Origin of the sequence: Bosea sp. F3-2 (genome assembly GCF_008253865.1) — a bacterium.
Taxonomy (GTDB): domain Bacteria; phylum Pseudomonadota; class Alphaproteobacteria; order Rhizobiales; family Beijerinckiaceae; genus Allobosea.
Genome location: NZ_CP042331.1, coordinates 425578 through 451557, shown reverse-complemented (window position 1 = coordinate 451557; position 25980 = coordinate 425578). Strand labels below are relative to the sequence as shown.

The 25980-nt window shown below is 66.6% G+C and carries 23 protein-coding genes and 1 pseudogene; 13 read left to right on the top strand and 11 right to left on the bottom strand.

What is annotated here, in order from left to right; genetic code table 11:
- Positions 1-700: 700 nt before the first annotated feature.
- The 4 genes and pseudogenes from plsY to FQV39_RS02195 form a co-directional block, all read right to left on the bottom strand.
- Positions 701-1352: pseudogene (gene plsY / locus FQV39_RS02210) on the bottom strand (glycerol-3-phosphate 1-O-acyltransferase PlsY).
- A gap of 74 nt (positions 1353-1426) precedes the next feature.
- Positions 1427-1837, bottom strand: a complete 411-nt coding sequence (locus tag FQV39_RS33565) for a hypothetical protein (RefSeq protein ID WP_248313210.1) — start codon at positions 1835-1837, stop codon at positions 1427-1429.
- The gene (locus tag FQV39_RS02200; protein WP_149128814.1) at positions 1834-2286 is read right to left on the bottom strand and encodes a DNA polymerase III subunit chi; all 453 of its coding nucleotides are present in this window, start codon (positions 2284-2286) and stop codon (positions 1834-1836) included. The genes FQV39_RS33565 and FQV39_RS02200 overlap by 4 nt, the downstream gene beginning before the upstream one ends.
- 197 nt (positions 2287-2483) lie before the next feature.
- The gene (locus tag FQV39_RS02195) at positions 2484-3977 is read right to left on the bottom strand and encodes a leucyl aminopeptidase (RefSeq protein ID WP_149128813.1); all 1494 of its coding nucleotides are present in this window, start codon (positions 3975-3977) and stop codon (positions 2484-2486) included.
- Between the two features lie 153 nt (positions 3978-4130).
- On the opposite strand from FQV39_RS02195, the gene lptF reads away from it, so the two are divergent.
- From lptF to rsmA, 5 genes are read left to right on the top strand one after another with little or no spacing between them, the layout of a single operon-like run.
- Positions 4131-5324: an LPS export ABC transporter permease LptF gene (gene lptF / locus FQV39_RS02190; RefSeq protein ID WP_248313209.1), complete on the top strand. Its 1194-nt coding sequence runs from the start codon at positions 4131-4133 to the stop codon at positions 5322-5324.
- Positions 5324-6415: an LPS export ABC transporter permease LptG gene (lptG, locus tag FQV39_RS02185; RefSeq protein WP_149128811.1), complete on the top strand. Its 1092-nt coding sequence runs from the start codon at positions 5324-5326 to the stop codon at positions 6413-6415. Before lptF ends, lptG begins: the two co-directional genes overlap by 1 nt.
- Positions 6416-6464: 49 nt before the next feature.
- Positions 6465-9014, top strand: a complete 2550-nt coding sequence (locus FQV39_RS02180) for an LPS-assembly protein LptD (RefSeq protein ID WP_248313208.1) — start codon at positions 6465-6467, stop codon at positions 9012-9014.
- Positions 9015-9067: 53 nt separating this feature from the next.
- Positions 9068-10087, top strand: a complete 1020-nt coding sequence (gene pdxA / locus FQV39_RS02175; RefSeq protein WP_149128809.1) for a 4-hydroxythreonine-4-phosphate dehydrogenase PdxA — start codon at positions 9068-9070, stop codon at positions 10085-10087.
- Positions 10084-10932, top strand: coding sequence for a 16S rRNA (adenine(1518)-N(6)/adenine(1519)-N(6))-dimethyltransferase RsmA (rsmA, locus tag FQV39_RS02170; protein ID WP_149128808.1), 849 nt, complete (start codon positions 10084-10086; stop codon positions 10930-10932). The genes pdxA and rsmA overlap by 4 nt, the downstream gene beginning before the upstream one ends.
- Positions 10933-11130: 198 nt before the next feature.
- On the opposite strand, the gene gmk is transcribed toward rsmA, so the two are convergent.
- The 7 genes from gmk to fabD all read right to left on the bottom strand — a co-directional run bounded on the left by gmk (position 11131) and on the right by fabD (position 17863).
- Positions 11131-11778 (bottom strand): guanylate kinase, encoded by a 648-nt coding sequence (gene gmk / locus FQV39_RS02165; protein ID WP_149128807.1) that lies wholly within the window; start codon positions 11776-11778, stop codon positions 11131-11133.
- A gap of 6 nt (positions 11779-11784) precedes the next feature.
- Positions 11785-12666 (bottom strand): YicC/YloC family endoribonuclease, encoded by an 882-nt coding sequence (locus tag FQV39_RS02160; RefSeq protein WP_149128806.1) that lies wholly within the window; start codon positions 12664-12666, stop codon positions 11785-11787.
- A 111-nt stretch (positions 12667-12777) separates the two neighbouring features.
- Entirely contained in the window at positions 12778-14121 is a 1344-nt protein-coding gene (mltG, locus tag FQV39_RS02155; protein WP_248313207.1) for an endolytic transglycosylase MltG, read from the bottom strand.
- 200 nt (positions 14122-14321) lie between these two features.
- Positions 14322-15593, bottom strand: a complete 1272-nt coding sequence (gene fabF / locus FQV39_RS02150; protein WP_149133609.1) for a beta-ketoacyl-ACP synthase II — start codon at positions 15591-15593, stop codon at positions 14322-14324.
- Between the two features lie 55 nt (positions 15594-15648).
- On the bottom strand, positions 15649-15885 hold the full coding sequence (locus tag FQV39_RS02145; RefSeq protein WP_149128804.1) for an acyl carrier protein: 237 nt from the start codon (positions 15883-15885) through the stop codon (positions 15649-15651).
- A gap of 258 nt (positions 15886-16143) precedes the next feature.
- A complete protein-coding gene (fabG, locus tag FQV39_RS02140; protein ID WP_149128803.1) occupies positions 16144-16881 on the bottom strand; it encodes a 3-oxoacyl-[acyl-carrier-protein] reductase in 738 nt (245 codons plus the stop codon).
- Positions 16882-16918: 37 nt separating this feature from the next.
- The gene (gene fabD, locus FQV39_RS02135) at positions 16919-17863 is read right to left on the bottom strand and encodes an ACP S-malonyltransferase (RefSeq protein ID WP_149128802.1); all 945 of its coding nucleotides are present in this window, start codon (positions 17861-17863) and stop codon (positions 16919-16921) included.
- Positions 17864-18452: 589 nt separating this feature from the next.
- Between fabD and rpsF the strand changes: the two genes are divergently transcribed.
- From rpsF to FQV39_RS02095, 8 genes are all read left to right on the top strand, one after another.
- A complete protein-coding gene (gene rpsF, locus FQV39_RS02130; protein ID WP_149128801.1) occupies positions 18453-18884 on the top strand; it encodes a 30S ribosomal protein S6 in 432 nt (143 codons plus the stop codon).
- A gap of 3 nt (positions 18885-18887) precedes the next feature.
- The gene (gene rpsR, locus FQV39_RS02125; RefSeq protein ID WP_038367644.1) at positions 18888-19133 is read left to right on the top strand and encodes a 30S ribosomal protein S18; all 246 of its coding nucleotides are present in this window, start codon (positions 18888-18890) and stop codon (positions 19131-19133) included.
- A gap of 161 nt (positions 19134-19294) precedes the next feature.
- The gene (locus FQV39_RS02120; protein WP_149128800.1) at positions 19295-20242 is read left to right on the top strand and encodes a DUF2232 domain-containing protein; all 948 of its coding nucleotides are present in this window, start codon (positions 19295-19297) and stop codon (positions 20240-20242) included.
- Positions 20243-20274: 32 nt separating this feature from the next.
- Positions 20275-20838, top strand: coding sequence for a 50S ribosomal protein L9 (rplI, locus tag FQV39_RS02115; RefSeq protein WP_149128799.1), 564 nt, complete (start codon positions 20275-20277; stop codon positions 20836-20838).
- 218 nt (positions 20839-21056) lie between these two features.
- On the top strand, positions 21057-22544 hold the full coding sequence (locus FQV39_RS02110; RefSeq protein WP_149128798.1) for a replicative DNA helicase: 1488 nt from the start codon (positions 21057-21059) through the stop codon (positions 22542-22544).
- Entirely contained in the window at positions 22544-23671 is a 1128-nt protein-coding gene (gene alr, locus FQV39_RS02105; protein WP_149133608.1) for an alanine racemase, read from the top strand. Before FQV39_RS02110 ends, alr begins: the two co-directional genes overlap by 1 nt.
- 178 nt (positions 23672-23849) lie before the next feature.
- Positions 23850-25250 carry a DNA repair protein RadA gene (gene radA, locus FQV39_RS02100; RefSeq protein ID WP_149128797.1) on the top strand — a complete coding sequence of 467 codons (1401 nt, stop codon included), beginning with the start codon at positions 23850-23852 and terminating at the stop codon, positions 25248-25250.
- Between the two features lie 105 nt (positions 25251-25355).
- Entirely contained in the window at positions 25356-25973 is a 618-nt protein-coding gene (locus FQV39_RS02095; RefSeq protein WP_149128796.1) for a CvpA family protein, read from the top strand.
- Positions 25974-25980 lie beyond the last annotated feature (7 nt).

The window sequence follows — 25980 nt, the reverse complement described above, 5'->3', positions numbered from 1 at the left end:
GAAGAACCCGGAACTCATGGCCATGACGCTGACCGTCATGGTCGGGCTTGTCCCGACCATCCACGTCTTCGCTGGTCGAGCGCCATATTCGAGACATGGATGCTCGCCACAAGGGCGAGCATGACGTTGGGCGGATAACCCCTCGTGTTCATGGGTTCCGGGCTCAGGCCTGCGGCCTGCCCCGGAATGACACGCGATCTTGCGCGCACCGAAAGCCCCGTCCAGGCCTCGCCTGCGGGGTTTTCGGGCTTGGGCATCCAAGGGGATGCGCGGGGTCCGGGCGGCGCACGGCTCGGAGCCGCGTGCCGAATGTCGATGTCGAGTGTCGAAGTCGATGCGGCGCCTGCCGGCCCCGCCCGAACCCCGCCCGCGGTTCTCTTTGGTTCCCCTCGCCAGGCTTACCGGGCCTGCCTGTTCGGCCCGGCGGCGAGCGGACCCTCCGGGCCCCGCCACCTGCGACGAGACCCGGAACACCGCCATCCCGCCCGGCCGCACGATGCCTCGCGACAGCCCCCATGGTCGGGCAGGACGGGGAGAGGATAGGCATAGCGCGAAGCACCGGGGACAAGTTCCGTCGCAAGGTGGAACGCAGCCGGCCCTATTAACCTCGTGTTCATGGGTTCCGGGCTCGGCCCGAAGGGCCGCCCCGGAATGACGTGGGCGGTTCCGGCTGATCCCGTTCAGCAACTCTCCGAGCCGGCTAGCGGTCCAGGCTGTGCCCGATGCGCGGTTCCGTGCCCGCCAGCAGCCGCTGGATGTTGGCGCGGTGGCGGGCGACGACGTAGAGGCCGCCGGCCACGACCAGCAATCGATAGGGCAAGGGCTGCTCCAGGCTGCAGATCAGGACGATCGCCGCCAAAGCCGCCAGGATCGAACCGAGGGAGACAATCCGAAAACAGGCCATGGCGGCGCCGAAGACCGCGAGGGCGCCGAGCGCGACCGGCCAGGACAGGGCCAGGACCACGCCGAGGCCCGTCGCGACGGATTTGCCGCCGGAGAATCCCAGCCAGAGCGACCGGCTATGGCCCAGCAGCGCGGCAAGCCCGGCCGCACTGACGGCCCAGGGCGCCCAGGCCTGTGGATCGAGCGCCGGCGGCGGTGCGACGAGCGGGGGAGCAAAGAGCCAACGCGCCAGCGCGACCGCGGCCACGCCCTTGAGAATGTCGACCAGCAGCACACCCAGCGCCGGCCAGGCGCCGAGGACGCGCAGGGCACGTGGCCCCGACCGATCTGGAGCCATGCTCGCGGATGTCGAGGTCGAAGACCCATCGCCCCGCCAGATAGGCCGTGGGGATGGAGCCGAGGAGATAGGCCGCCGCCAGGCCGGCGGCGCTCGCGATCCAGAAGGCCATGGCGTCTCCTCGAAGACGCCCAGGCTAGCATTCCGGGCCCGGCCGACAAGCAGCTCCGCCCAGATCGTCCGGCCTCACCCCTGCCCCGGTTTGACGATCCGGCTCAGGCGGTTGTCGGTGAACATGTAGATCTCGCGCCCGCCCGGCTCGGCATAGAGCACCTGGACTTCGCGCTGGCCCTTGCCGCTCTCGCCGATGAGCACGTCGGTCGGCCGTGCGCCCTTGAGCTTCACCAGCTCGCATTCGGTGATGCCCGGCGCGATCTCCTTCGGCAGCGGGCGTGTCGAGGGGTCGAGCGAGGCGCCGACGCTGCAATCGCCCTCGGGCGTCAGCACCGGCTCCTGCGTCGAGATTCCGGCGCTGGCGCTGCTGCTCCGCGTCGTGGTCACCCCGCCTTTGGTTTCGGACTGGAAGGCGAAACCGCCCATATCGACCGAGCAGCCCGCGAGCGCGGCAGCGCAGAGAAACAGAACCGGCAGTCTCACGCTTTCTTCTCCCAGCGACCGGCCTCGTCCTGCTGCCAATAGCTGGCGGCATGGCCGGAGGCCCGGGCCTTCTTCCAATCCTCGCGGGCGGCTGTCAGCGCCTCGGGATCGTCTCCATCGAATATCAGAACGACGCGCTCGTAGTCTTGCATTGCGTCGGGAATGCGGACTCCGTCGGCGCAGATCCGCACCTGCGCGGCGTTCGGATTATGACCTTGCGTGGTGATGACCACCGGGTTCTGCGCCGCGTCCGCCTCCAGCGCCGTGACATGCGGCAGGAAACTCTCATCGGCGTAAGTCCAGAGGTGATCGTCGATCACGCTCAGCCGCTCCTGGCTGGAGACCTCGACGACGACCTTCTGGCCGCGCGAGAGCGCCCGGTCGAGGATCGTCGGCAGGACCTGCTCCAGGGGGCGGGACTGCAGATGGAAGAACAGGATCTCAGCCATCGAAACCGTTCTCTATCAAAATGAGAGACGGTCTTCGATAAAATCCGCTGCCCTTACGTGGAACATTCGCCGTCATCCCGGGCTTGCCCCGGGATCCATCGTAGAACTCCGGAGCCCTTTGATGGATCCCGGATCTCCGCTTTGCTCCGTCCGGGATGACGGTGGCGGTTCGATCGGAAAACAGCGAAGCAACCACGTCAGCTTTCGTAGTGATTGGCCACGAGCCGATCGAGCAGGCGCACGCCCCAGCCCGGCCCCCAGGAGCGGTTGATCTCGCTGTCCTTGGCGCCCATGCCGGTGCCGGCGATGTCGAGATGCGCCCAGGGCGTGTCGTTGACATGGCGCTGCAGGAACTGCGCGGCGGTGATCGAGCCGGCATAGCGCCCGGCCGAGTTCTTCATGTCGGCGAACTTCGAATCGATCATCTTGTCGTAGGCCTTGCCCAGCGGCATGCGCCAGACCGTCTCGCCAGTCGCGACGCCGGCAGCCGTCAGGCGCTCAGCCAGCTCGTCGCTGTTGGTGAACAGGCCGGCATTCTCTTGCGCCAGCGCCACGAGAATCGCGCCGGTCAGCGTGGCCAGATTGATCATGAAGCGCGGCTTGAAGCGCTCCTGCGTGTACCAGAGCACGTCGGCAAGGACGAGCCGGCCCTCCGCGTCGGTGTTGATGATCTCGATGGTCTGGCCGGAGAGCGAAGTCACGATGTCGCCGGGACGCTGGGCGTTGCCATCAGGCATGTTCTCGACGAGGCCGATGACGCCGATCGCGTTGACCTTGGCCTTCCGGGTGGCCAGCGCATGCATCAGGCCGGTGACGCAGGCCGCGCCGGCCATGTCGCCCTTCATGTCCTCCATGCCGGCGCCGGGCTTCAGCGAAATGCCGCCGGTATCGAAGGTCACGCCCTTGCCGACGAAGGCGACCGGCTGCTCGTCCTTGCCGGCACCGTTCCAGCGCATGACGACGACGCGGCTCTCGCGACGCGAGCCCTGGCCGACGCCGAGCAGCGCGCGCATGCCGATCTTCTTCAGATCCCTCTCGTCGAGGATCTCGATCTCGACATCGAGCTTCTTCAGCTTGGCGGCGCGATCCGCGAACTCCTCGGGATAGAGGACGTTCGGCGGCTCGTTCACGAGGTCGCGCGCCAGCACGACGCCGGCGGCGACGGCATCGGCCGCCTTCAAGGCCTTCTTCAGGCCGGCAGGATCATGCGAGCGCAACGTCACCGCGATCGGCTCGGCGTCGTCCTTGTCCTTGCTCTTCGTCTTGTAGCGGTCGAAGGCATAGCTGCGCAGCTTCAGGCCCAGCGCCAGCTCGGCGCCCTGCCTGGTGTCTATCGTCCCCGCCGGCAGCGCCAGGACGACCTCCGCCGTGCGGCCCCCACCGAGCCGGCCGGCGATGGCGCCGCCGACCTTGACGAAATCAAGCTCGTCATTCTTGCCCTCGTCCCCCACGCCGACGACGATCAGCCGCTCATAGGCGGCTCCTTCGGGCGCTGGCAGGGTGAGACCGGCATAGGCCTTGCCCTTGTAGCGCTCGGCGGCGGCGGCCCGCTTGAGCAGGGTCTGCGCAGCCGGTCCCGCCACGGTCTCGGCCGCGGATGGCAGCACAAGCCGATCCGAGACGAGGATCACGAGATCCTGCCCTTCGACGGCATTCTGGGCTTTGACCTCGAGCTTCAGGCGCTGGGACATGATCCGCTCACAATCTTGCGACAAGTGCCGGGGAAGGACACAGGGTTGGCCGGCGGTAAACGATTCCCGTTTGCGCCTCGGACGCGCCTATACCATATGGGGTCCGACGAACCACCTCGGGAATCTCCCGTTCCCGACTGCCGGAAGCGCTACGTGCTGTTCAACCGCCTTGACCGATACATCCTGAAGATCGCGGCCGGGGCGGCGATCGTGCTGCTGTTCGGTCTCACGGGCGTCATCTGGGTCACGCAGGCCCTGCGCGAGGTCGACCTCATCACCGGCAAGGGCCAGACGGTCCTGATCTTCCTGACCGTCACGCTGCTGTCGCTGCCCGCCCTGATCGCCGGCATCGCGCCGGTCGCCCTGTTCATGTCGACGCTCTACACGCTCAACAAACTCAACGGCGATTCCGAGCTGATCGTGATGAACGCCGCCGGCGTGGCGCCGCACCGGATCGTCCGCCCCTTCCTTGCCCTGACCATCATCACCGCGGTCGTCGTTGCCTGGATGACGATCTCGGTCATGCCGGCGAGTTTCCGCATGCTGCGCGATCTGATCACGCTGATCCGCGCCGATTTCGTCGCCAATGTCGTGAAGGAGGGACAGTTCGTCTCGCTCGATTCCGGCATCACCTTCCACTACCGCGAAAAGGCCGGCGACTCGCTGGTCGGCATCTTCATGCAGGATCGTCGCGACCCGGCGCAGCCCTCGATCTATCTCGCCGAGCGCGGACGGACGGTCGAGGCCGAAGGCCAGAGCTTCCTGATGCTCGAAAAGGGCACCATCCAGCGCGAGGCCAAGAACACCACCACGACCTCGATCATCTCCTTCGAACGCTACGCGCTCAATCTCTCAGCGCTGACCGGTGATCCGAGCGGCGGCCCCGGCGAGGGCGACGGCGACAAGGTGGTCTACAAGCCGCGCGAGCGCTCGACCTGGCAGCTCATCAACCAGGATCCGAACGAAAGCTACTACAAGATTCAGGAAGGCCGTTTCCGGGCCGAGCTGCACAACCGCCTGTCGGCGCCGCTCTACCCCTTCGCCTTCATGCTGATCGCCTTCGCGGCGATCGGCGAAGCGCGGACCACCCGCCAGGGACGCGCGCTGGCGATCCAGGCCGCAATCATGATCGTCGGTGCGACCCGCATCGCCGCCTACGCGGCCTGGACGGCGAGCGTCCGTTCGCCCTTCGCCGCCGCCCTGCTCTACATCCTGCCGGTCACCGCCATCGTGCTGGCCCTCGCCGTCATCTTCTACGGTGAGCGCCTGCGCCCGGTCATGGCGCGGCTCGCAGCCCCTCTGACCATGCCGCTCGCCAGTCTTGCGGCTCGTTTCCGGCGCGCCTGATGCTCCTGTTCTCGACCTTCGGGCGCTATCTGACGAAGCGCTTTGCCCGCGCGATCCTCAGCGTCTTCGGCACCTTCTTCTTCCTGATCGGCACGCTCGATTTCGTCGAGCTGATGCGCCGGGCGGGCGATTCCCCGATCGCCACGACGCCCCGGATCGTACAGCTCGCCTTGTTCCGGGCACCAGCCGTGGCCGAGCAGATCTTCCCCTTCGCCGCACTGTTCGGCGGCATGTTCGCTCTGCTCACGCTGAGTCGTAAGCTGGAACTGGTGGTCGCGCGCTCGGTCGGCGTTTCGGCCTGGCAGTTCCTGCAACCGGCGGCGACCGTCGCCGGGGTGGTCGGTCTGATCTCGATCATGATCTACAACCCGCTCGCGGCCGATCTGAAGCGCAAGGCAACCGCACTCGAAACGCGGCTGTTCATCCGCGCAAGCGGCAAGACGGGCGCTGCTCAGGATGTCTGGCTGAGGCAGCGCAGCGTCGATGGTCAGGCCATCATCCGCGCAGCCAGCGCCCTGCCGGACGAGGATGGCCTGTCTCAGGTGACGTTCTTCATGTTCAACCACGACGGATCCTTCAAGGAACGCGTCGATGCGAAGCAGGCTGTGTTGCGCACGGGACACTGGGAACTTGCCGAGGCGCGCATCACCTCCGCCACGGAAGAGCCACAGAGTTTCGCGAGCTACATGATCGCGACGACCCTGGAGCCAGAACAGATGCGACAGAGCTTCACCCCGCCTGATGCGGTGGGTTTCTGGTCCATGCCCACGGTCATCGATCGGACGCAGCGCGCTGGTCTCGATACGACGCCCTATGAGCTGCGATATCAGTCACTTATGGCGCGCCCACTGCTGCTGATCGCCATGGTGCTGGTGGCCGCATCGGTTTCCTTAAGATTTTTCCGCTTTGGTGGTGTGACCAAGTTGGTGATAGGTGGCGTCGCAGCCGGGTTCGTGCTCTATGTTGCGACCCAGCTGTCGGAGGAACTCGGATCGTCGGGAATCGTCAATCCGATCGTCGCGGCGTGGTTGCCCGCAGCATTGGGGACGATGCTGGGCACCCTCGCCCTCCTCCATCAGGAAGACGGGTGAATCGTACTGTGCCTATGGTTAATTTTAGGTTTAACGGATGGTTTCGGGCGTGAAACGCGTGGCGTACTTTGCTGCGGCGACCGCTCTCGCCTCCAGCCTGGCCTATCTGCTGGCCGGGCCGGCCTATGCCCAGAATCGGGCGGCCGGCTCCAAGCCCGCACCTGCCGCTGCCGCCGCCAAGCCGCAGGAGCGGATGGTCGTGGATGCGCGCGAGCTCGTCTACGACAATGACAAGAAGACGGTCGCTGCCGTCGGCGACGTCCAGATTCTGTATCAGGGTCGGACGATCGAAGCCGATCGCGTCATCTATGACCAGGCCAACAAGCGGGTCACCGCCATCGGCAACGCCCGTATCACTGAGACCAACGGCACCGTCATCACCGGCGACAGGTTCAACCTGACCGATGACTTCCGTGACGGCTTCATCGATTCCCTGCGCGTCGTGAACCCGGACCGCACCCGCTTCTCCGCTCCGCGCGCGGAGCGGAGCGATGGTGAGACTTTCATCTTCGACAAGGGCATCTACACCGCCTGCGAGCCCTGCAAGGACAATCCGGAAAAGCCGCCGCTCTGGCAGGTTCGTGCAGCCAGGATCATCCATAAGAAGTCCGAGCAGACCGTCTACTACGAGGACGCGCGGCTGGAATTCTTGGGCATCCCGATGGCCTATATGCCGTACATGTCGGGCCCGGACTCGACGGTGAAGCGCAAATCCGGCTTCCTGTCGCCGAAATTCATCAACACCTCGGCGCTCGGCTTCGGTGTCGGCCTGCCGTATTTCCTCAATCTGGCGCCCAACTACGACCTGACGCTGACCCCGACCTTCCTCACCCGCCAGGGCCTGCTCGGCCAAGCGGAGTGGCGGCATCGTCTGGTCAACGGCTCCTATGCCATCCGCGCATCAGGCATTTTCCAGCAGGATCAGGACGCCTTCCTCGCAAGCCCGCTCGGCCCGCGCGACAAGGAGTTCCGCGGCTCGATCGAGACGAACGGCAAGTTCTTCATCAATCAGAACTGGTCGTTCGGCTGGAACGCCGCGATGTCGACGGACCGCTGGTTCTACAAGAATTACCGCGTCAAGAACGAGGCCTTCAGCACCACGACCTATCTGCAGGAATCGATCTCGACGGCTTATCTGAACGGCCAGAGCCCGACCGCCTGGTTCGATCTGCGTGGCTACTATTTCCAGCCGCTCAACTATCAGGACTGGCAGAAGCAGCAGCCCGTGGTCCTGCCGGTGCTGGACTACGACAAGCGCGTCCACAAGCCGTCCTTCCTCGGCGGCGAACTGGAGTTCACCGTCAACGTCACCAGCCTGCACCGCGACACTGCCGCGTTCACGCAATTGCCGCAGCAGAACACCTACCTGATCACGGCGCCGACCTATTCGCTCTATGACGGCTGCGCCGTCTACGAGAAGAGCACCTGCTTGGTGCGTGGCCTCGCCGGCAATGTCTCGCGCGCGACGGCCCAGGTTTCCTGGCGGCGCAACGTCATCGACCCGCTCGGGCAAATCTGGACGCCCTATGCTTCGCTGCGGGCCGACATCTTCTCGATCAATCCCGACACCAGCAGCGTGATCAATTCGCGCGTCACGACGATCGCGGACACCTCCGACGAGGTCTTCGGCCGGGTCATGCCGGCCATCGGCCTCATGTACCGCTATCCCTTCGTCGCCAAGACCGACTGGGGCACCCATATCATCGAGCCGGTCGCCCAGATCGTGGCCCGGCCGAATGAGACGCACGCCCTGCGCATCGCCAACGAGGACGCTCAGAGTCTCGTCTTCGATGCCACGAACCTGTTCGAATGGAGCGGCAAGTTCTCCGGCTATGACCGCGTCGAGGGTGGCACCCGCGCCAATGTCGGCGCGCTCTATACCGGCCGGTTCGGCAAGGAGGCTTTCGCCAACTTCCTCGTCGGCCAGTCCTTCCAGCTCGGCGGGCGCAACTCCTTTGCCACCGGCGACCTCGTCAATACCGGCCTCGACTCCGGCCTCGACACGAACAGCTCGGACATCGTCACCCGCGCCCAGCTTTCGCCGTTCAAGGGCTTCTTCCTGACCGGAGCGGCGCGCCTGAACTCGACGACCTTCGAAGCGCAGCGGATCGACGCCGCCGCGACCTATGCGAACAGTGTGATCACCGCCTCGGTCGGCTATGGCCGCTACGAGCCGCAGCCCGAACTCGGCATCTCGCGCCGGCGCGAAGGTCTGTCGCTCAACGGCTCGCTGCGCGTTGCCGATAACTGGCGTCTCCGGGCCGGCGTGCTGTTCGATCTCGACAAGTACAAATACGATCGCGAGATCTATCGCACCGCCTATGCCTCCTATCTCGCCGCGCCGACCGCTGCGGCGGTCCCGGTCTATCCCACCTCGAGTCCGTTCCAGACCGCCTCGACCTCGTTCGGCGTCAACTACACCGACGAGTGCACGATCTTCGACATCAGCTATTCGCAGAGCTATGCTGACGGGCAGTCGGGCGCGGCCAAGGACACCCGCACGGTCATGTTCCGTCTCGAGCTGCGCACACTGGGCGAACTCAGCTATTCGCAGAACCTCGCCGGCAGTTCTTCGTCGGCCGACGGCGTCGGCCAGTGACGATATCCGGGTCGCCGGGGCGACCCGTTTCTTCTTCGACGCGGAGTTCCGCCTTGCCGCCATTGCCGCTTGCGCTGACACAGGGCGATCCGGCGGGCATCGGGCCGGAGCTTGCCCTGCGCGCCTGGCTTGAGCGCCGCGAGCGCAACCTGCCGGCCTTCGCCTGCATTGCCAGCCCCGACCATCTCGCCGGATTGGCGAACCGGTTGGGTTGGCATGTCCCGCTACGCGTCTGCGGCTGGGACGATGCCGGGAAAATTTTTCCGGAAGCCTTGCCGGTCATCGCGCTCACGGCGACCGCCGCAGCCGAACCTGGCCAGCCCAATCCCGCCACGGCGCCGGCCACCATCGCCTCGATCGACACGGCTGTCGCCGCCGTCAGGGCCGGCAAAGCTGGCGCGGTCGTGACCAACCCTATCGCCAAATCGGTGCTCTACCAGGCTGGTTTCCGGCATCCCGGCCACACCGAATACCTGGCCCATCTCGCAGCGGATGGCGGAGACGAGCCACGACCGGTGATGATGCTCTGGTGCGAAGAGCTCGCGGTTGTGCCGGTGACGATCCATGAACCGCTGCGCCGCGTGCCCGAGCTGCTGACGACCGATCTCATCGTGGACACGGCCCGCATCGTCGCGGCCGAGCTGAAAGCCCGCTTCAGCATCGCCGCGCCGCGCCTCGCTCTCAGCGGCCTCAACCCCCATGCCGGCGAGAACGGCGCGATGGGCTGCGAGGACATGGCAATCATCGCGCCGGCCATCGCCGCGCTACAGGCGGAAGGCATCGATGCGCGCGGTCCCTATCCGGCGGACACGATGTTCCATGCCCGGGCGCGGGCTGGATATGATGTGGCCCTGGCGATGTATCACGATCAGGCGCTGATCCCGATCAAGACGATCGCCTTCGACGAAGGGGTGAACGTCACGCTCGGCCTGCCCTTCATCCGGACCTCGCCGGACCATGGCACGGCCTTCGACATCGCCGGCAAGGGCATCGCGCGGCCCGACAGCCTCTGCGCCGCGCTGAAGCTTGCGGCACGCATGGCCGAGGGTCGGATGCAGGCCTCCGCACCATGAGTCAAATCGACGATCTGCCGCCGTTGCGCGAGGTGGTCGAGCGCCATGGCTTGATGGCGCAAAAGGCGCTCGGCCAGAATTTTCTGTTCGACCTCAACCTGACGAGCCGCATCGCAAGAGCGGCGGGGCCACTCGACGGCGAGACCGTGGTGGAGATCGGACCCGGCCCGGGCGGGCTGACGCGGGCCCTGCTCGCTAGCGGCGCCGGGCGGGTGATCGCGATCGAACGCGACCGGCGCTGCCTGCCCGCGCTGGCCGAGATCGCAGCGCACTACCCGGGCCGGTTGGAAATCATCGACGGCGATGCGCTCGCCGTCGATCTGTCGCCCCATCTCAAGGATGAGCGGGCGAAAATCGTCGCCAACCTGCCCTACAATATCGGAACGCCCCTGCTGGTCGGCTGGCTCAGCCTCGAACCCTGGCCGTCCTGGTGGAGCTCGCTGACACTGATGTTCCAGCGCGAGGTGGCCGAACGGATCGTCGCGACGCCGGAGCAGCGGGCTGATTACGGCCGGCTCGCCGTGCTGTCGAACTGGCGCTGCGAAACGAAGATCCTGTTCGACGTGCCGCGCAGCGCCTTCGTGCCACCGCCGAAGATCACCTCCTCGATCGTCCAGCTCATCCCTCGCGAACACCCCGAGCCCTGCGACCGGCGCCTGCTTGAGCGGGTCACGCTCGCGGCCTTCGGCCAGCGGCGCAAGATGCTGCGGCAAAGCCTGAAGGCAGTGCTGCCGGATCCCGCGCCGATCATTGCCGCTGCTGGCCTCACCGAGACGGCGCGCGCCGAGGAGATACCGGTTTCCGGCTTCGTCGCGCTGGCCAACGCGCTTGGCAGCCGGCTCTAGCGCATTTTTCGATCAGGTTGGATCGCAGAAGCCGTCATTGCGAGGAGCGAAGCGACGAAGCAATCCAGGGGGACTGGGTGAGACGTTCAACCCAGTCCCCTGGATTACTTCGCTGCGCTCGCAATGACGGTTCAGACTGACCGAAAATGCGCTAGAGCCGGCCCCGTCAGCCGGCCACGCAGGCCGGCTCGACGGTGCTCAGGACATCGTCTCGTCGAGCAGGGTCTCGACGAAATCGGCGAGGCCGATCGCCCGGCCGCGCTTCAGCCGCTCGGCGGTGAGGATGGCCTTGATCGAGTCGTAGGCGTCGTTCAGGTCGTCATTGACGATGACGTAATCATACTTCTCCCAGCGTGCGATCTCGGAACGGGCGTTGGCAAGACGCTTGGCGATGACCTCCGGCGCATCCTCGGCGCGGCGCACCAGCCGCGAACGCAGCTCCGCCATCGAGGGCGGCAGGATGAAGATCGTCACGACATCCTCGCGCGCCTTGTCGACGATCTGCATCGTGCCCTGCCAATCGATGTCGAACAGCACGTCGCGACCGCGCGCCAGCGCCGCCTCGACGGGCTTGCGCGGCGTGCCGTAGCAATTGCCATGGACCTCGGCCCATTCCAGCAGATCGTCATGATCGCGCAGCGCCTCGAAGGTATCGCGATCGATGAAGCGGTAGTGGACGCCATCGATCTCCGAAGCCCGTCGCTCCCGCGTCGTCACCGAGACGGAGAGGTCGATATTGGTTTCGCGCTGGCAGAGATTGCGCGTCAGCGTCGACTTGCCGGCGCCTGACGGCGAGGACAGGATCAGCATCAGGCCGCGCCGGGCCGGACGGGTCGTTTCGGCCATCACGGCTCACTCCACATTCTGAACTTGCTCGCGCAGCTGATCGACGACGGTGCGCAGCTCGAGCCCGATGCGCGAGAGGCCGGGGTCGTTGGCCTTGGCGCAGAGCGTCGAGGCTTCGCGGCCGAATTCCTGTGCCAGAAAATCGAGCTTGCGGCCGATCGGGCCGCCTTTGGTCAGGAGCTCGCGCAGCGCGCCGACATGGGCATGCAAACGGTCGATCTCCTCGCGGATATCGGCTCGCACCGCGAGCAGCGCCGCCTCCTGGTGCAGGCGCTGCGGATCGAAACCGTTATTGGCGCCGAGCAAGGCCTCGACCTGCGCGGCGATACGCGCCCGGATAGCCTCGCTGCTGCGCGCCGGATGCTGCTCGGCTTCGCCGGCAAGCCGCGCGATGGTTTCGAGATGGCCGAGAAGGATCGCCTCCAAAGCGCGCCCCTCGGCGGAACGGGCTTCCTTTAGAGCCAGAGCCGCAGCCTCCAGGCCGGCAAGCGCCGGGGCCTCCACGGCCCCGAGGATATCCTGCGCCTCGTCGGCGAATTCGACGACGCCACGAATGCCGAGCAAGCCATCATAGGATGGCGGGTTGATCCCCGCCGCCGGCGGCAACCGCTCGACCGCTTGCAGCAAGGCAGCGAGAACGGCCTCGTTGACGCGGGGGCGCGGCGGACCGGCATCGCTGGTGACAGCCAGATTGACATGCAATGTGCCGCGCGCGAAGGCGCCAGCCAAATGCTTGCGTGCCGCCTCCGCGAGCACCTCGAAGCCGGGCGGCACCCGGACGCGCAGATCGAGCCCGCGCCCGTTGACGCTGCGGATCTCCCAGGCCCAGCCATGGATGCCCGCGGTTCCCGCGGCGCGGGCAAAGCCCGTCATGCTTTCGATGGCCATGGCCTGCCGCTCCTCTTGTGATGCGGCGGGACCGTAGTGGCGCACTCTGGCCGCGGCAAGCGCCGGAACAGCGGAAAATGGGGATGACCCCGCCCGATGATGGACCGCCGCTCAGGGCTTGAGCTGCGGAACCTGCTTGGGCGAGTTCAGATCGAAGGTCTTGTTGAGCAGCGGATCGCGCGCCGTGCCTTCCGAGGCATCGAACGCGCGAGCGCGGGTGCCGGCCACGGCGCCGGCCGGCTGGGCCACGGGCATGCCGGCATTGTCGGCGCCAGGCTGGGTCGATGCCGGAGCTTCGGTCCGGTTGTCGGGCCCCGCCGGCGGCTCGACCTTGTCGACCGCGTCGCCGGAGGGCTTTCCGCCCTGCTGCTGGCTGCGTGTCGTCTCGATCTGGCGCCAGCGGCCGACATTGCGGTTGTGCTGGTCGAGCGTCTCCGCGAAGGCATGGCCCCCGCTGCCATCGGCGACGAAGTACAGATCCCTGGTCCGCGAATGATTGACCACTGCCTCCATCGCGGCGCGGCCGGGATTGGCGATCGGCCCCGGCGGCAGGCCGGTGATGACATAGGTATTGTAGGGCGTCGCCTGCGTGATCTCATTGCGCTGGATCGGACGGCCGAGCGTGCCCTTGCCGCCGACGAGGCCGTAGACGATCGTCGGATCGGACTGCAGCTTCATCTTCTGGTTCAGGCGGTTGATGAAGACGCCGGCGACGCGCGGGCGCTCATCGGCGCGCCCGGTCTCCTTCTCGACGATCGAGGCGAGGATCACGAGATCCTGCGGCGTCTTGACCGGCAGGTCGGCAGGACGGCGCTCCCAGATCCGCGCCAGTATCACGCGCTGATCGCGCGCCATGCGGTCGATGATCGCCTGCCGCGAAAACCCGCGCGGGAACCGATAGGTGTCCGGCAGGACCGAGCCTTCCTTGGGCACCTGGGCGATCTCGCCCGTCAAAAGCTCGTTGTTACGCAGACGCTCGACGATCTGCTCGCTCGTCAGCCCTTCCGGGACGGTGATCGAATGCTCGACCACCTTGCCGCTGGAAATGATGTCGAGGATCTCCTTCGGGCTGACGCGCGCCTTGAACAGGTACTCGCCGGCCTGAAGCTTGTGCCAGTCGCCGCCCACGATCGCCGCGATGCGGAAGCTCAACGGGTGCTCGATCAGCCCCTCCCGCTGCAGCAGCTCCGCGATCTCGGTCAGCCCGCTTTCCTTCGGGATGATGAGGACGCGGTCACTCGCAAGCGGGCCTGGCGCCTTGCTTTGGCTGGAGACCACGGCAATGCCCGCGCCGGCAACGCCGGCACCGACCAGAGCGATCGTGAAAAGACCGCTCAGCATCGACAGGAAGGGGCTGCGGCGACGGCGGCGCGCCTTGGGCGGCGGCGCTGGCGGCGCTACGGGCTTGAGGGCCTCGCTCGGACTTTTCGGGGCGACGCGGGGCGTATCATTCACGATCAAGACGCTCGCAGGATAAAGTAAACTGTCTCGGCACGACCAAGCGCCGGGACGATTCCGGCCCCAGGCGCATCAGGTTTGAAACCGCCGTATTAGAACCGGTTTCCCCGTGGCTGTGAACGCGGAATCACGCATTCGCCCACGCTGGCGCCAAACTCTACCCAACATTATGGCAAAACGGCGCTGACCCGTTCAGGTCAGCCGCCGGGGTGGTAGCGCCGCAGCACCAGAGAGGCGTTGGTGCCGCCGAAGCCGAAGGAGTTCGACAGGGCGTAATCGATCTCGCGCTTGCGCGCGACATGCGGGACGAGATCGATATCCGTCTCGACGGAAGGGTTGTCGAGATTGATGGTCGGCGGCGCGATCTGATCGCGGATCGCCAGCACGGTGAAGATCGCCTCGATCGCTCCGGCCGCGCCCAGCAGATGGCCCGTCGCCGATTTGGTCGAGGACATCGAAGGCCGCTTCGGAGCGTTCGCCAGCAGGCGCTCGACAGCGCGCAGCTCGATTTCGTCGCCGAGCGGCGTCGAGGTGCCGTGGGCGTTGATATAGTCGAGATCGGCCGCCGTGATGCCGGCCCGGCCGAGCGCCATCTGCATGCAGCGATAGGCGCCGTCGCCATCCTCGGCCGGCGAAGTGATGTGATAGGCGTCGCCGGACATGCCGTAGCCGACAACCTCAGCATAGATGCGCGCGCCACGGGCCAGAGCGTGCTCGAGCTCCTCGAGCACGACGACGCCAGCGCCCTCGCCCATGACGAAGCCGTCACGGTCCTTGTCATAGGGGCGAGACGCTTTCTCGGGCGTGTCGTTGAAACCGGTCGACAGCGCGCGACAGGCGCAGAAACCCGCGATGCCGATGCGATTGACGGCCGATTCGGCGCCGCCGGCAACCATGATATCCGCATCGCCGAGCGCGATCATACGCGAGGCATCGCCGATGGCATGCGCCCCCGTCGAGCAGGCCGTCACGGCCGAATGGTTCGGGCCCTTGAGCCCGTGCTCGATCGAGACGTAGCCGGAGGCGAGATTGATGAGACGCCCCGGGATAAAGAACGGCGAGAGCCGGCGCGGCCCACGCTCCTTGAGCAGGAGGGAGGCCTCGTAGATGCCTCCGAGCCCGCCGATGCCGGAACCGATGGCGACACCGGTCCGGATCTGGTCCTCGTAGCTTTCCGGCTTCCAGCCGGCGTCCTTCAGCGCCTGCGTGGCTGCGGCCATCGCGAAGACGATGAACTCGTCGACCTTGCGCTGTTCCTTCGGCTCCATCCAGTCGTCGGGATTGAAGGTCCCGTCGCTGCCGTCACCCCGCGGGATGTTGCAGGCGATCTGCGTCGGCAGGTCGCTGGCGTCGAAGCTGGTGATGGGGCCGGCGCCGCTGGCACCGGCCAGGAGACGCGTCCAGGTCGGCTCGACGCCGCAAGCAAGCGGCGTCACCATGCCGAGCCCGGTCACGACCACGCGCCGCATCGGAAAACTGCGAGAAGCCATGATGCTTTCTGTGTCGATCAGCCCAAAGGGCCGATCAGGCGCTCTTCGCCGAGAGGAACTTCACGGCATCGCCGACCGTCACGATCGTCTCAGCCGCATCGTCCGGGATCTCGACGCCGAACTCTTCCTCGAAGGCCATCACGAGCTCGACGGTGTCGAGGCTGTCCGCACCCAGGTCTTCGATGAAGTTGGCGCCGTCGACGACCTTCTCGGGCTCGACGCCGAGGTGCTCGACCACGATCTTCTTCACGCGCTCGGCGACATCGCTCATGAGTCTCTTCCTTAGAAACTGAAAACGCATCGCAGAGCGCGACGCGCGTTAGGGACTTTTCTTCCGAGCCGCCGCGCCATCGTGCGATGCACGCGATCCGGAAAGCTCGAAGCCTGCACAAACGCAACAACCGAGGTTTCGTCAAGTCCCCTCGGCTCGCTCGCCAGCAGCGCGACGGCGCTAGTTAACATAACCTTTCAAGGCTGGCGAGTGCGCTGCGACGTTATCAAAACCAATCTAGAAATGGCGCTAACGCCCCTAGATCATTGCCATTCCGCCGTTGACGTGCAGCGTCTGGCCGGTGACGTAGCCGGCTTCCGTGCTGGCGAGGAAGGCGACGGCGGCGGCGACGTCCGCACCCGCGCCCAGCCGCCCCATCGGCACATCCGAGAGGATGCTTTCGCGCTGCTTCTCGTTCAGGGCCTGCGTCATCGGCGACTCGATGAAGCCGGGAGCGACCACATTGACCGTGATGTTCCGGCTCGCGACCTCGGCGGCGAGCGCCTTCGACATGCCGATCAGGCCGGCCTTGGCGGCAGCGTAGTTGCCCTGCCCCGGATTGCCCATCGTACCGACCACGGAGCCGATCGAGACGATTCGGCCGTAACGCTTGCGCATCATCGACTTCACGGCCGCACGCGACAGGCGGAAGGCGGCGGTCAGGTTGACGGCGAGAACGCTGTCCCAGTCCTCGTCCTTCAGACGCATGAACAGGTTGTCGCGGGTGATGCCGGCATTGTTGACGAGGATGTCGAGCCCGCCGAGCTTCTCCTCGGCCGTCGGCACCAGCGCCTCGACCGAATCCTTGTCCGACAGGTTGCAGGGCGCCACGACGACGCGCTCGCCGAGCTCGGCCGCCAGCGCTTCCAGCGCCTCGGCGCGCGTGCCAGAGATCGCGACGCTCGCACCCTGCGCGTGGAGGGTCCGTGCGATGGCTCCGCCGAGGCCACCGGTGGCGCCGGTGACCAGGGCCTTCCGGCCGGTCAGATCAAACATGTTCGCTCCCTTTTCGGCATCCTGCCGTTCTTGCCCGTCAGGCGTTGCGGGCCTTGTAGGCGGCAATATCCTCTGCCGTGCCGATCGACACCGGCGACGAGCCGGCGACGATACGCTTCACCAGGCCGGCAAGCACCTTGCCGCTGCCGAGCTCGACGAAATCGCTGACGCCGGCAGCAGCCATGGCCTGCACGCATTCGCGCCAGCGCACGGTACCCGTGACCTGCGCCACGAGCGAATCCCGGATCGCCTCCGGCGCGCTGAGCGGCGCGGCGCCGACATTGGCCATCACCGGCACGACCGGAGCCTGCATCGACACCTTCGCCAGCGCCTCGCGCATCGCATCGGCAGCCGGCTGCATCAGCGCGCAGTGGAACGGCGCGGAGACCGGCAACAGCATGGCGCGCTTCACGCCGCGCTCGCCGGCAAGCGCGATCGCCCGCTCGACCGCGGCCTTGGCGCCGGACAGGACGACCTGGCCGCCGCCATTGTCGTTCGCCGCTTCGCAGACCTCGCCCTGGGCAGCATCGGCCGCGATCGCGCGCGCCTGATCAAGCTCTGCGCCGAGGAGAGCCGCCATCGCGCCCTGCCCGGCCGGAACCGCTTTCTGCATGGCGTCGCCGCGAATGCGCAGCAGCCGGGCGGCGTCGGCGATGGAGAAGCTGCCGGCGGCGGCGAGCGCCGAATACTCGCCGAGCGAGTGGCCGGCGACGAAAGCGGCGTCGCGCTTCAGATCAAGCCCGGCCTCGGCTTCGAGCACCCGCACCACTGCAAGGCTGACGGCCATCAGCGCCGGCTGGGCATTGGCGGTCAGGGTCAATTCCTCGGAGGGACCATCCCACATCACCGCCGAGAGCTTTTGCGACAGCGCCGCATCGACCTCGTCGAAGACCGACTTCGCGACGGGAAAGTTTTCGGCCAGGCTCTTGCCCATGCCGACCGCCTGCGAGCCCTGGCCCGGAAAGATGAACGCTGTCGTCATGCTGTGAAACGCCCCGGTCTTCACCATTGGTCTTATATGACGGGGCTGTCACATCGGTTTTGCTACCAAGTCAAGCGCGGAGGCCAAATTTTCCCTGCCAGAGCTTGCCGTTTTCGTACGGAACCACGCCGTCATTCCGGGGCTTCGCGTCAGCGAAGAGCCCGGAACCCATGAACACGACGTTTCCCGTCATGGTCGGGCTTGTCCCGACCATCCACGTCTTTGTCCTTCGAGGGCAATGTTCAAGACGTGGATGCTCGCCACAAGGGCGAGCATGACGCTGCTGGAAGCATGTCATGTTCATGGGTTCCGGGCTCGACCCTGCGGGCCGCCCCGGAATGACGGAGTGCTTCGGAGACCGCCCTTCGCACGAGATTCCGGTTGCCATGACGCCCTGAACGCTGTAACGACCGCCTCCTGCTTGTTCGGCCGGAGGCTGAACGGATGGCGCGTGCCCGCTTGGGTCTGCGCAGGCTCCGATGGAGTCGGCATCCCGTGTCTCCGCCTTCGATGAAATCCTGTCGGGCCTTATCCAGGGCTCGGAGGGCTCCGCGCCGGGCGAAGCAGGGTGAAACAAGGAAGGCCACATATGGCATTGTACGAGCATGTGCTGCTCGCGCGGCAGGATGTCAGCGCGCAGCAGGTCGAAGCTCTTGTCGAGCAGTTCAAGGGCGTGATCGAAGCGAATGGCGGCGCCATCCGCAAGGTCGAGTACTGGGGCGTCAAGTCCCTCGGCTATCGCATCAAGAAGAACCGCAAGGCGCACTACACGCTGCTGAACATCGAGGCCCCCTCCGCCGCCGTGCTGGAGATGGAGCGCCAGATGCGCATCAACGAGGACATCCTGCGCTTCCTGACCGTCCGCGTCGACGAGCTCGAGGAAGGTCCGTCGGCGATGCTCCAGAAGCGTGACCGCGACGACCGTCCGGAGCGTGGCGGCGACCGTTTCGACCGCGGCCCGCGCCGCGATCGTCCGCGTCGTGAAGACGAAGCGACCGAAACCGCCGAAGCGGAGGCCTGATCCATGTCGACTGCATCCGCTGGCGCCCGTCGCCCCTTCTTCCGCCGCCGCAAGTCCTGCCCGTTCTCGGGCGAAGGCGCTCCGAAGATCGACTATAAGGACGTCCGTCTGCTCTCGCGCTACATCTCCGAGCGCGGCAAGATCGTGCCGTCCCGCATCACGGCGGTCTCCGCCAAGAAGCAGCGCGAGCTCGCCCAGGCGATCAAGCGCGCCCGCTTCCTCGGCCTGCTGCCCTACGTCATCCGCTGAGCGGATATTGATATTCCCGGAGGCGCCCCGGCGCCTCCGGTTCTCGCTTTCAAGATCAACCAGTCGCCCGGCGGTGAAACTCCCTCGGGTTCGTTGAGGCCAGGAGCCTCTCACCCTGCCGAGCCGGAAGGCGACGAGCAGCGGGACAGCAGGACGGACGCATGATTCCGATTGTCGGCATCGGCGCGGGCCTCGTTTCGGCCTTGCTCTTCTCAGTGGTGATCACCGGATCGCCGCTGGCGGCCCTGCTGTATTCTGCCGCCCCCCTCCCGATCTTCATCGCCTCGCTCGGCTGGAACCACCGTTCCGGACTGTTCGCCACGGCTGCCGGCGCGCTCGCCGTCGCCGTCGCGCTCGCGCCGACGGGCGGCATCGCCTTCGCCTTGATCATCGGCCTGCCAGCCTGGTGGATCGCCTATCTCGCTTTGCTCGCCCGCGGCGACGCCCAGGGCGGAGTCGAATGGTACCCGCTCGGCAACCTGCTGCTCTGGATCGCCGCCACCGCCGCGCTTGCCACCGTCGGCAGCGCGCTGGTGATGACCACCGATTACGAGACCTATCGCTCGGTGATCGCGCGCATGATCGAGAACCTGCTGAACGAGATGGTGCGCGGCAAGCTGATCGCGCTACCGGCCGACGTCCAGGTTCAGGAACTCGCGCAGAACCTGGCACCTGCGGTGCCGCTCGGCATCGGTGCCTCCTTCGTCACCACCATCACCGCCAATCTCTGGCTGGCGGCGCGCACCGTGAAGATGTCCGACCGACTGCCGCGCCCCTGGCCCTTCATTCCATCGGCCTCCCTGCCGCGCCAGGCGCTGCTGCTCCTGGCCGCCGCTGCCGTGGTCGCGGCGTTGGGCGGCTTTATCGGCGTCGCTGCGATCGCCCTGGTCGGCGCGCTGTTCGCCGCCTTCATGTTCAGCGGACTTTGCCTGCTGCACGACATCTCGCGCGGCCGCCCCTGGCGGCTGCCGATGCTGGTCTCGGTCTATGTCGCGCTCATCGTGATGCAGGCCGTGCTGACGCCGCTGCTCGCGCTCGTCGGCCTCGTCGACACGCTTCTCGGCCTGCGCAAGCGGGCCGCGCTGCCGCCTCCGCCTACCCATTCCTGAAACCCAGACTGAAGACATCAAGGAGAAGACCCATGGAAGTGATCCTGCTCGAGCGCGTCGCCAAGCTCGGCCAGATGGGCGACATCGTCCGCGTCCGCGACGGCTTCGGCCGTAACTACCTGCTCGCCCGCGGCAAGGCGCTGCGCGCCACCGAGGACAACAAGAAGCGCTTCGAGAGCCAGAAGCTCGAGCTCGAGACCCGCAACCTCGAGCTGAAGTCCGAGGCCGATTCGGTCGCCGAGCGCCTCAATGGCCAGAGCGTCACCATCCTGCGCCAGTCGGGCGAGTCCGGCGTGCTCTACGGCTCGGTCTCGACCCGCGACATCGCCGATGCGCTGACCAAGGACGGCTTCAATGTCTCGCGCGGCCAGGTGACGCTGAACCATCCGATCAAGACGCTGGGCCTGCACACCGTCCCGGTCGTGCTGCACCCGGAAGTCGCGGTCACGATCACCGTCAACGTCGCCCGCTCGGCTGAAGAGGCTCACCGTCAGGCCGCCGGCGAGAACGTCACCGCCCGCGAGGAGTTCGATCTGGACGACCTCGGCCTCGAGGTCGGCGCGGCGCTGGCCGAGGCCGGCGACGACGAGCGCTGAGCCAAATCGCTCCCAAGCTGTGTCAAGGGCGCCGTGGCAACACGGCGCCTTTTTCGTTTCCTGCCTCTGGAGAACGGGGGTAACCGCATTTGCCTGCTGGCGCTGGCTGACAAAGTGTTAAGCTAGATCATTCCCGACAGAGTCGCTGTGGCACCATGCGCGTGAGCGGCCAAATGTCGGCTTGAAGTATCAATCAACATTGATTTATCGGGACGGCCATGGCCACCGCTACAGCCCTCGTCGCCCGCCTCGACAACCGTGAGGCGGAGTATCGCGTCCAGCCTCACAACATCGAGGCTGAGCAGGCGCTGCTGGGTGCGATCCTGGTCAACAACGACGCCTTCTATCGCGTCTCCGACTTCCTGCTGGCGGATCATTTCTTCGAGCCGATCCACCAGCGCGTCTTCGAGCTGACGGCGAGCCTGATCCGGGCCGGCAAGATTGCGACGCCGATCACGCTCAAGACCTTCGTCAACGACCTCGACCTCGGCGAGATCACGCCGAGCCAGTATCTCGCCCGGCTCGCCGCGGAGGCGACGACCGTCATCAACGCCGGCGACTACGGCCGCACGATCTATGACCTCGCGGTGCGCCGCCAGCTCATTGGCGTCGGCGAGGACCTCGTCAACGTCGCCTATGACGCTCCCGTCGAGATGGCGCCGCGCGAGCAGATCGAGGAAGCCGAACGCAAGCTCTACGAACTCGCGGAAAAGGGCCGCTACGAAGGCGGCTTCCAGAAGTTCGACGGGGCACTTCGCCTCGCCATCGATATGGCCGCAAGCGCCTATCAACGCGCCGGCGGTCTTTCCGGCATCTCGACGGGCCTGCGCGACGTCGACCAGCGTATGGGCGGCCTGCAGCGCTCCGACCTGCTCGTGCTCGCCGGCCGCCCCGCCATGGGGAAGACTTCGCTCGCGACCAATATCGCCTTCAACATCGCCAAGGCCTGGCGCGGCGAGCGGCAGGAGGACGGCACGATCAAGTCCGTCGATGGCGGCATCGTCGGTTTCTTCTCGCTCGAAATGTCGGCCGACCAGCTCGCGACCCGTATCGTCGCCGAGCAATCGAGCATCTCCTCCTACAAGATCAGGCAGGGGCGCATCACCGAGGGCGACTTCGCCCGGCTCACCGACGTCGCCGCACAGATCGAGAAGCTGCCGCTCTATATCGACCAGACCGGCGGCATCTCGATCGCGCAGCTGATGGCGCGCGCCCGACGCCTCAAGCGCCAGAAGGGGCTCGACGTCCTCTTCATCGACTACCTCCAGCTCCTCTCCGGCTCGGCCAAGAGCGGGCAGAACCGCGTGCAGGAGCTGACCGAGATCACCACCAGCCTGAAAGCACTGGCCAAGGAGCTCAACGTTCCGATCATCGCGCTCTCCCAGCTCTCGCGTCAGGTCGAGAGCCGCGACGACAAGCGCCCGCAGCTCTCGGACCTGCGCGAATCGGGCTCGATCGAGCAGGACGCCGACGTGGTGATGTTCGTCTATCGAGAAGAGTATTATCTCAAGGGCAAGGAGCCGCGTCCCGGCACCGAAGAGCACAACAAGTGGCAGATCGAGATGGAAGCCGCCCACGGCGTCGCCGAGCTGATCATCGGCAAGCAGCGTCACGGCCCGACCGGAGCGGTCGCCCTGCAGTTCGACGCCGACGTGACGCGCTTCTCCGACCGCGCCGACGACCTCCGCCTCCCGGACCGTGAATGATGTCTGCAGATCCGCTTGATACCGGCGCCTATGGCGCGACGCTGACCATCGACCTCGACGCGCTGGTGGCGAACTGGCGCCTTCTCGGCAAGCAAGCCGGTTCCGAGGCGGGCGCCGTCGTCAAGGCGGACGCCTATGGCCTCGGCATCGAGCCAACCGTGACGGCGCTGACGAAAGCCGGCTGCAAGAGCTTGTTCGTCGCTCATGTCTCCGAGGGCATCCGCGCCCGCAAGGTCGCGTCCGAGGCGACGATCTATGTGCTGAACGGGCTCTTGCCCGGCACCTGCGGCGCCTATGCCGAACATGCGCTTTCGCCGGTTCTCGGCTCGCATGAGGAGCTGCTGGAATGGGCCTCGTTCCGGCAGAGCGGCGCCAGGACGCGCCCCGCCGCGCTGCATGTCGACACCGCGATGAACCGGCTCGGGCTCTGGCCCGGCGAAGGGCTCAACCTCGCCCGCGAGAAATCCGGCGTGATCGCCGCCGCCGATATCGGCTTGTTGATGAGCCATTTCGCGTCGTCTGAGGACAAGACCGATCCGGCCAATGCCCGCCAGATCGCCGCCTTCGCCGAGATCGCGGCCGCTCTCCCCGATATTCCGGCCTCGCTCAAGAACTCCTCGGGGCACTTCCTCGAGAACTGTCCATCCTACCAGCTCACCCGGCCGGGCTATGCGCTCTATGGCGGTAACCCGACGCCCGGGAAGCCGAACCCGATGCAGCCCGTCATCGGGCTCGAGGCCCGGATCATCCAGGTCCGTGAGGTCGAGGCCGGCACGCAGGTCGGCTATAACGGCCGCTGGACCGCCAAGGGCAGGCGCAGGCTCGCCACGATCTGCCTCGGCTATGCCGACGGCTATCCGCGCAACGGCAGCTGGACCGACGGCACGACCGGCGGCTCCGCGCTGCTGGACGGCATCCTCTGCCCCTTCGTCGGCACGGTCTCGATGGACCTGATCATCATCGACGTCACCGAGGCGCCTGCGAGCGCGGCCCAGCGCGGCGCGAGCGTGACGCTGATCGGCGGCCCGCTCGACCTTGAAGCCGTCGGCGCCGGTGCCAAGACGATCGGCTACGAGATCCTGACCAGCCTCGGCCGGCGCTATGCGCGGCGGTATGTGGGGCTGTAGGACGTGACGAACTCCATCGTCATTCCGGGGCGCGCCGCAGGCGCGAGCCCGGAACCCATGAACACGGCATCCATCGTGAAGCGAGTTGCAACCGCAGCGCTTTACCCAATGAGGTCGCGTTCATGGTTTCCGGGCTCGCGCCTGCGGCGCGCCCCGGAATGACGGCGGAGCCTCGCTGATGGCCAAGCGCAGCCCGACCTATCACTGCCAGGCCTGCGGCGCGGTCTATCATCGCTGGCAGGGCAAGTGCGATGCCTGCGGGACATGGTCCTCCCTGGTCGAGGATGCGCAGGTCGCGCCCGTTCCCGGTGGCGGCCGGCCCTCGTCAAGCGGGCGGGCGCGCGGCCGTGTCTTCGCGCTGGAAACGCTGAAGGGCGAGACGCAGGATGCCCCGCGCATCGTCTCCGGCATCGGCGAGCTCGATCGCGTCACCGGCGGCGGCTTCGTTCCGGGCTCGGTGCTGCTGATTGGCGGCGATCCCGGCATCGGTAAGTCGACGCTGCTCATGCAGGCCTGCGCCGCGCTCGCCAATTCCGGCAGGCGCGTTGTCTATGTCTCGGGCGAGGAATCGACCGGGCAGGTCCGGCTGCGCGCCGAGCGCATGGGGCTGGCGGAGGCGCCGGTCGATCTCGCGGCGGAGACCAATGTCGAGGACATCGTCGCGACGCTCGGCCAGGGCCAGCGCCCTGCCCTTGTCGTGATCGACTCGATCCAGACCATGTGGTCGGGCGAGGTCGAAAGCGCGCCGGGCACGGTGACGCAGGTGCGCGGCTCGGCGCAGGCGCTGATCCGCTACGCCAAGACCAGCGGCGTCTGCCTGATCCTCGTCGGCCACGTCACCAAGGACGGGCAGATCGCCGGCCCGCGCGTGGTCGAGCACATGGTCGATGCCGTGCTCTCCTTCGAGGGCGAAGGCGCCCATGCCTTCCGCATCCTGCGCGGCCAGAAGAACCGCTTCGGCGCGACCGACGAGATCGGCGTCTTCGAGATGACCGGCATGGGCCTGTCGGAGGTCACCAATCCCTCCGCGCTCTTCCTCGCGGGACGCGACCAGCCGGCGCCGGGCGCGGCGGTCTTCGCCGGCATCGAAGGCACGCGGCCGGTGCTGGTCGAGATCCAGGCGCTGGTCGCCCCGACCGCGCTCGGCACGCCGCGGCGCGCCGTGGTCGGCTGGGAGAACAGCCGGCTCGCCATGGTGCTCGCCGTGCTCGAAACGCATGGCGGCCTGCGGCTCGGGCAGCACGACGTCTATCTCAACGTCGCGGGGGGACTGCGAGTCAACGAGCCGGCGGCCGACATCGCAGTCGCGGCCGCGCTGGTGTCCTCACTCAGCGGCGCGACCCTGCCGCCGCAAGGGGTTTATTTCGGCGAGATCGCGCTTTCGGGCGCGATTCGGCCGGTGTCGGTCACGGCGGCGCGCCTGCGCGAGGCGGCCAAGCTCGGCTTCGAGGCCGCACTGATGCCCGCAGGCGGAGCGGATCACGGCGATGGCGGCGGGCTCAACCTGCGCCGTTTCGGCCATGTCACGGAACTCGTTGCCGATATTGCCGCGCGCGCACCTCGCAGAGATGTGAAATGACTTCCCCGCAAGGGTGACGCAGACGGCGGGAACGCGTATAGCAAAGCCGAAACGGCCACCTTATTTGCGGCCGGCCGGACCAGACCACAGCAAAGCGGCCCTCCCATGCCTGTCACCATTCTCGATCTCGTCGTCATCGGCGTGATTCTGATCTCGGCTTTGCTCGCTGCCGTCCGCGGCTTTACGCGCGAAGTGCTTGCGATCGCCTCCTGGATCGCCGCCGCGGCGGTGGCCTGGATCTTCCACCCGCAGCTCCTGCCCTTCGTGAAGCAATACATCCCGGCAAGCTCGGCGCAGGATACGATCGCCCTCGTCGCCTCGATCGCCGCTCTGTTCCTCGGCACGCTGATCGTCGTCTCGATCGTGACGGCCAAGATTTCCGACTTCGTGCTCGATTCGCGCATCGGCGCGCTCGACCGCACGCTCGGCTTCGTCTTCGGCGCCGCGCGCGGGCTGCTGCTGGCGGTGATCGGCTATCTCTTCTTCGCCGGGCTGGTCGGCAACGAGAAGATGCCGGTCTGGGCCAAGGACGCCAAGGCCAAGCCCGTGCTGGAGGAGACCGGGCGCTCGCTGCTCGCGATGCTGCCGCAGGATGTGAATGCCGACTTCATCAAGAACCTGCTGAAAAAGCAGAAGCCGGAGGAAACCACCGAGGCCCCGGCGGAGGAACCGCGCAGCCCGGCGACGCCGGCGCCGGTTGCGCCCGCCCCATCCCGTCCCTAATTGACGC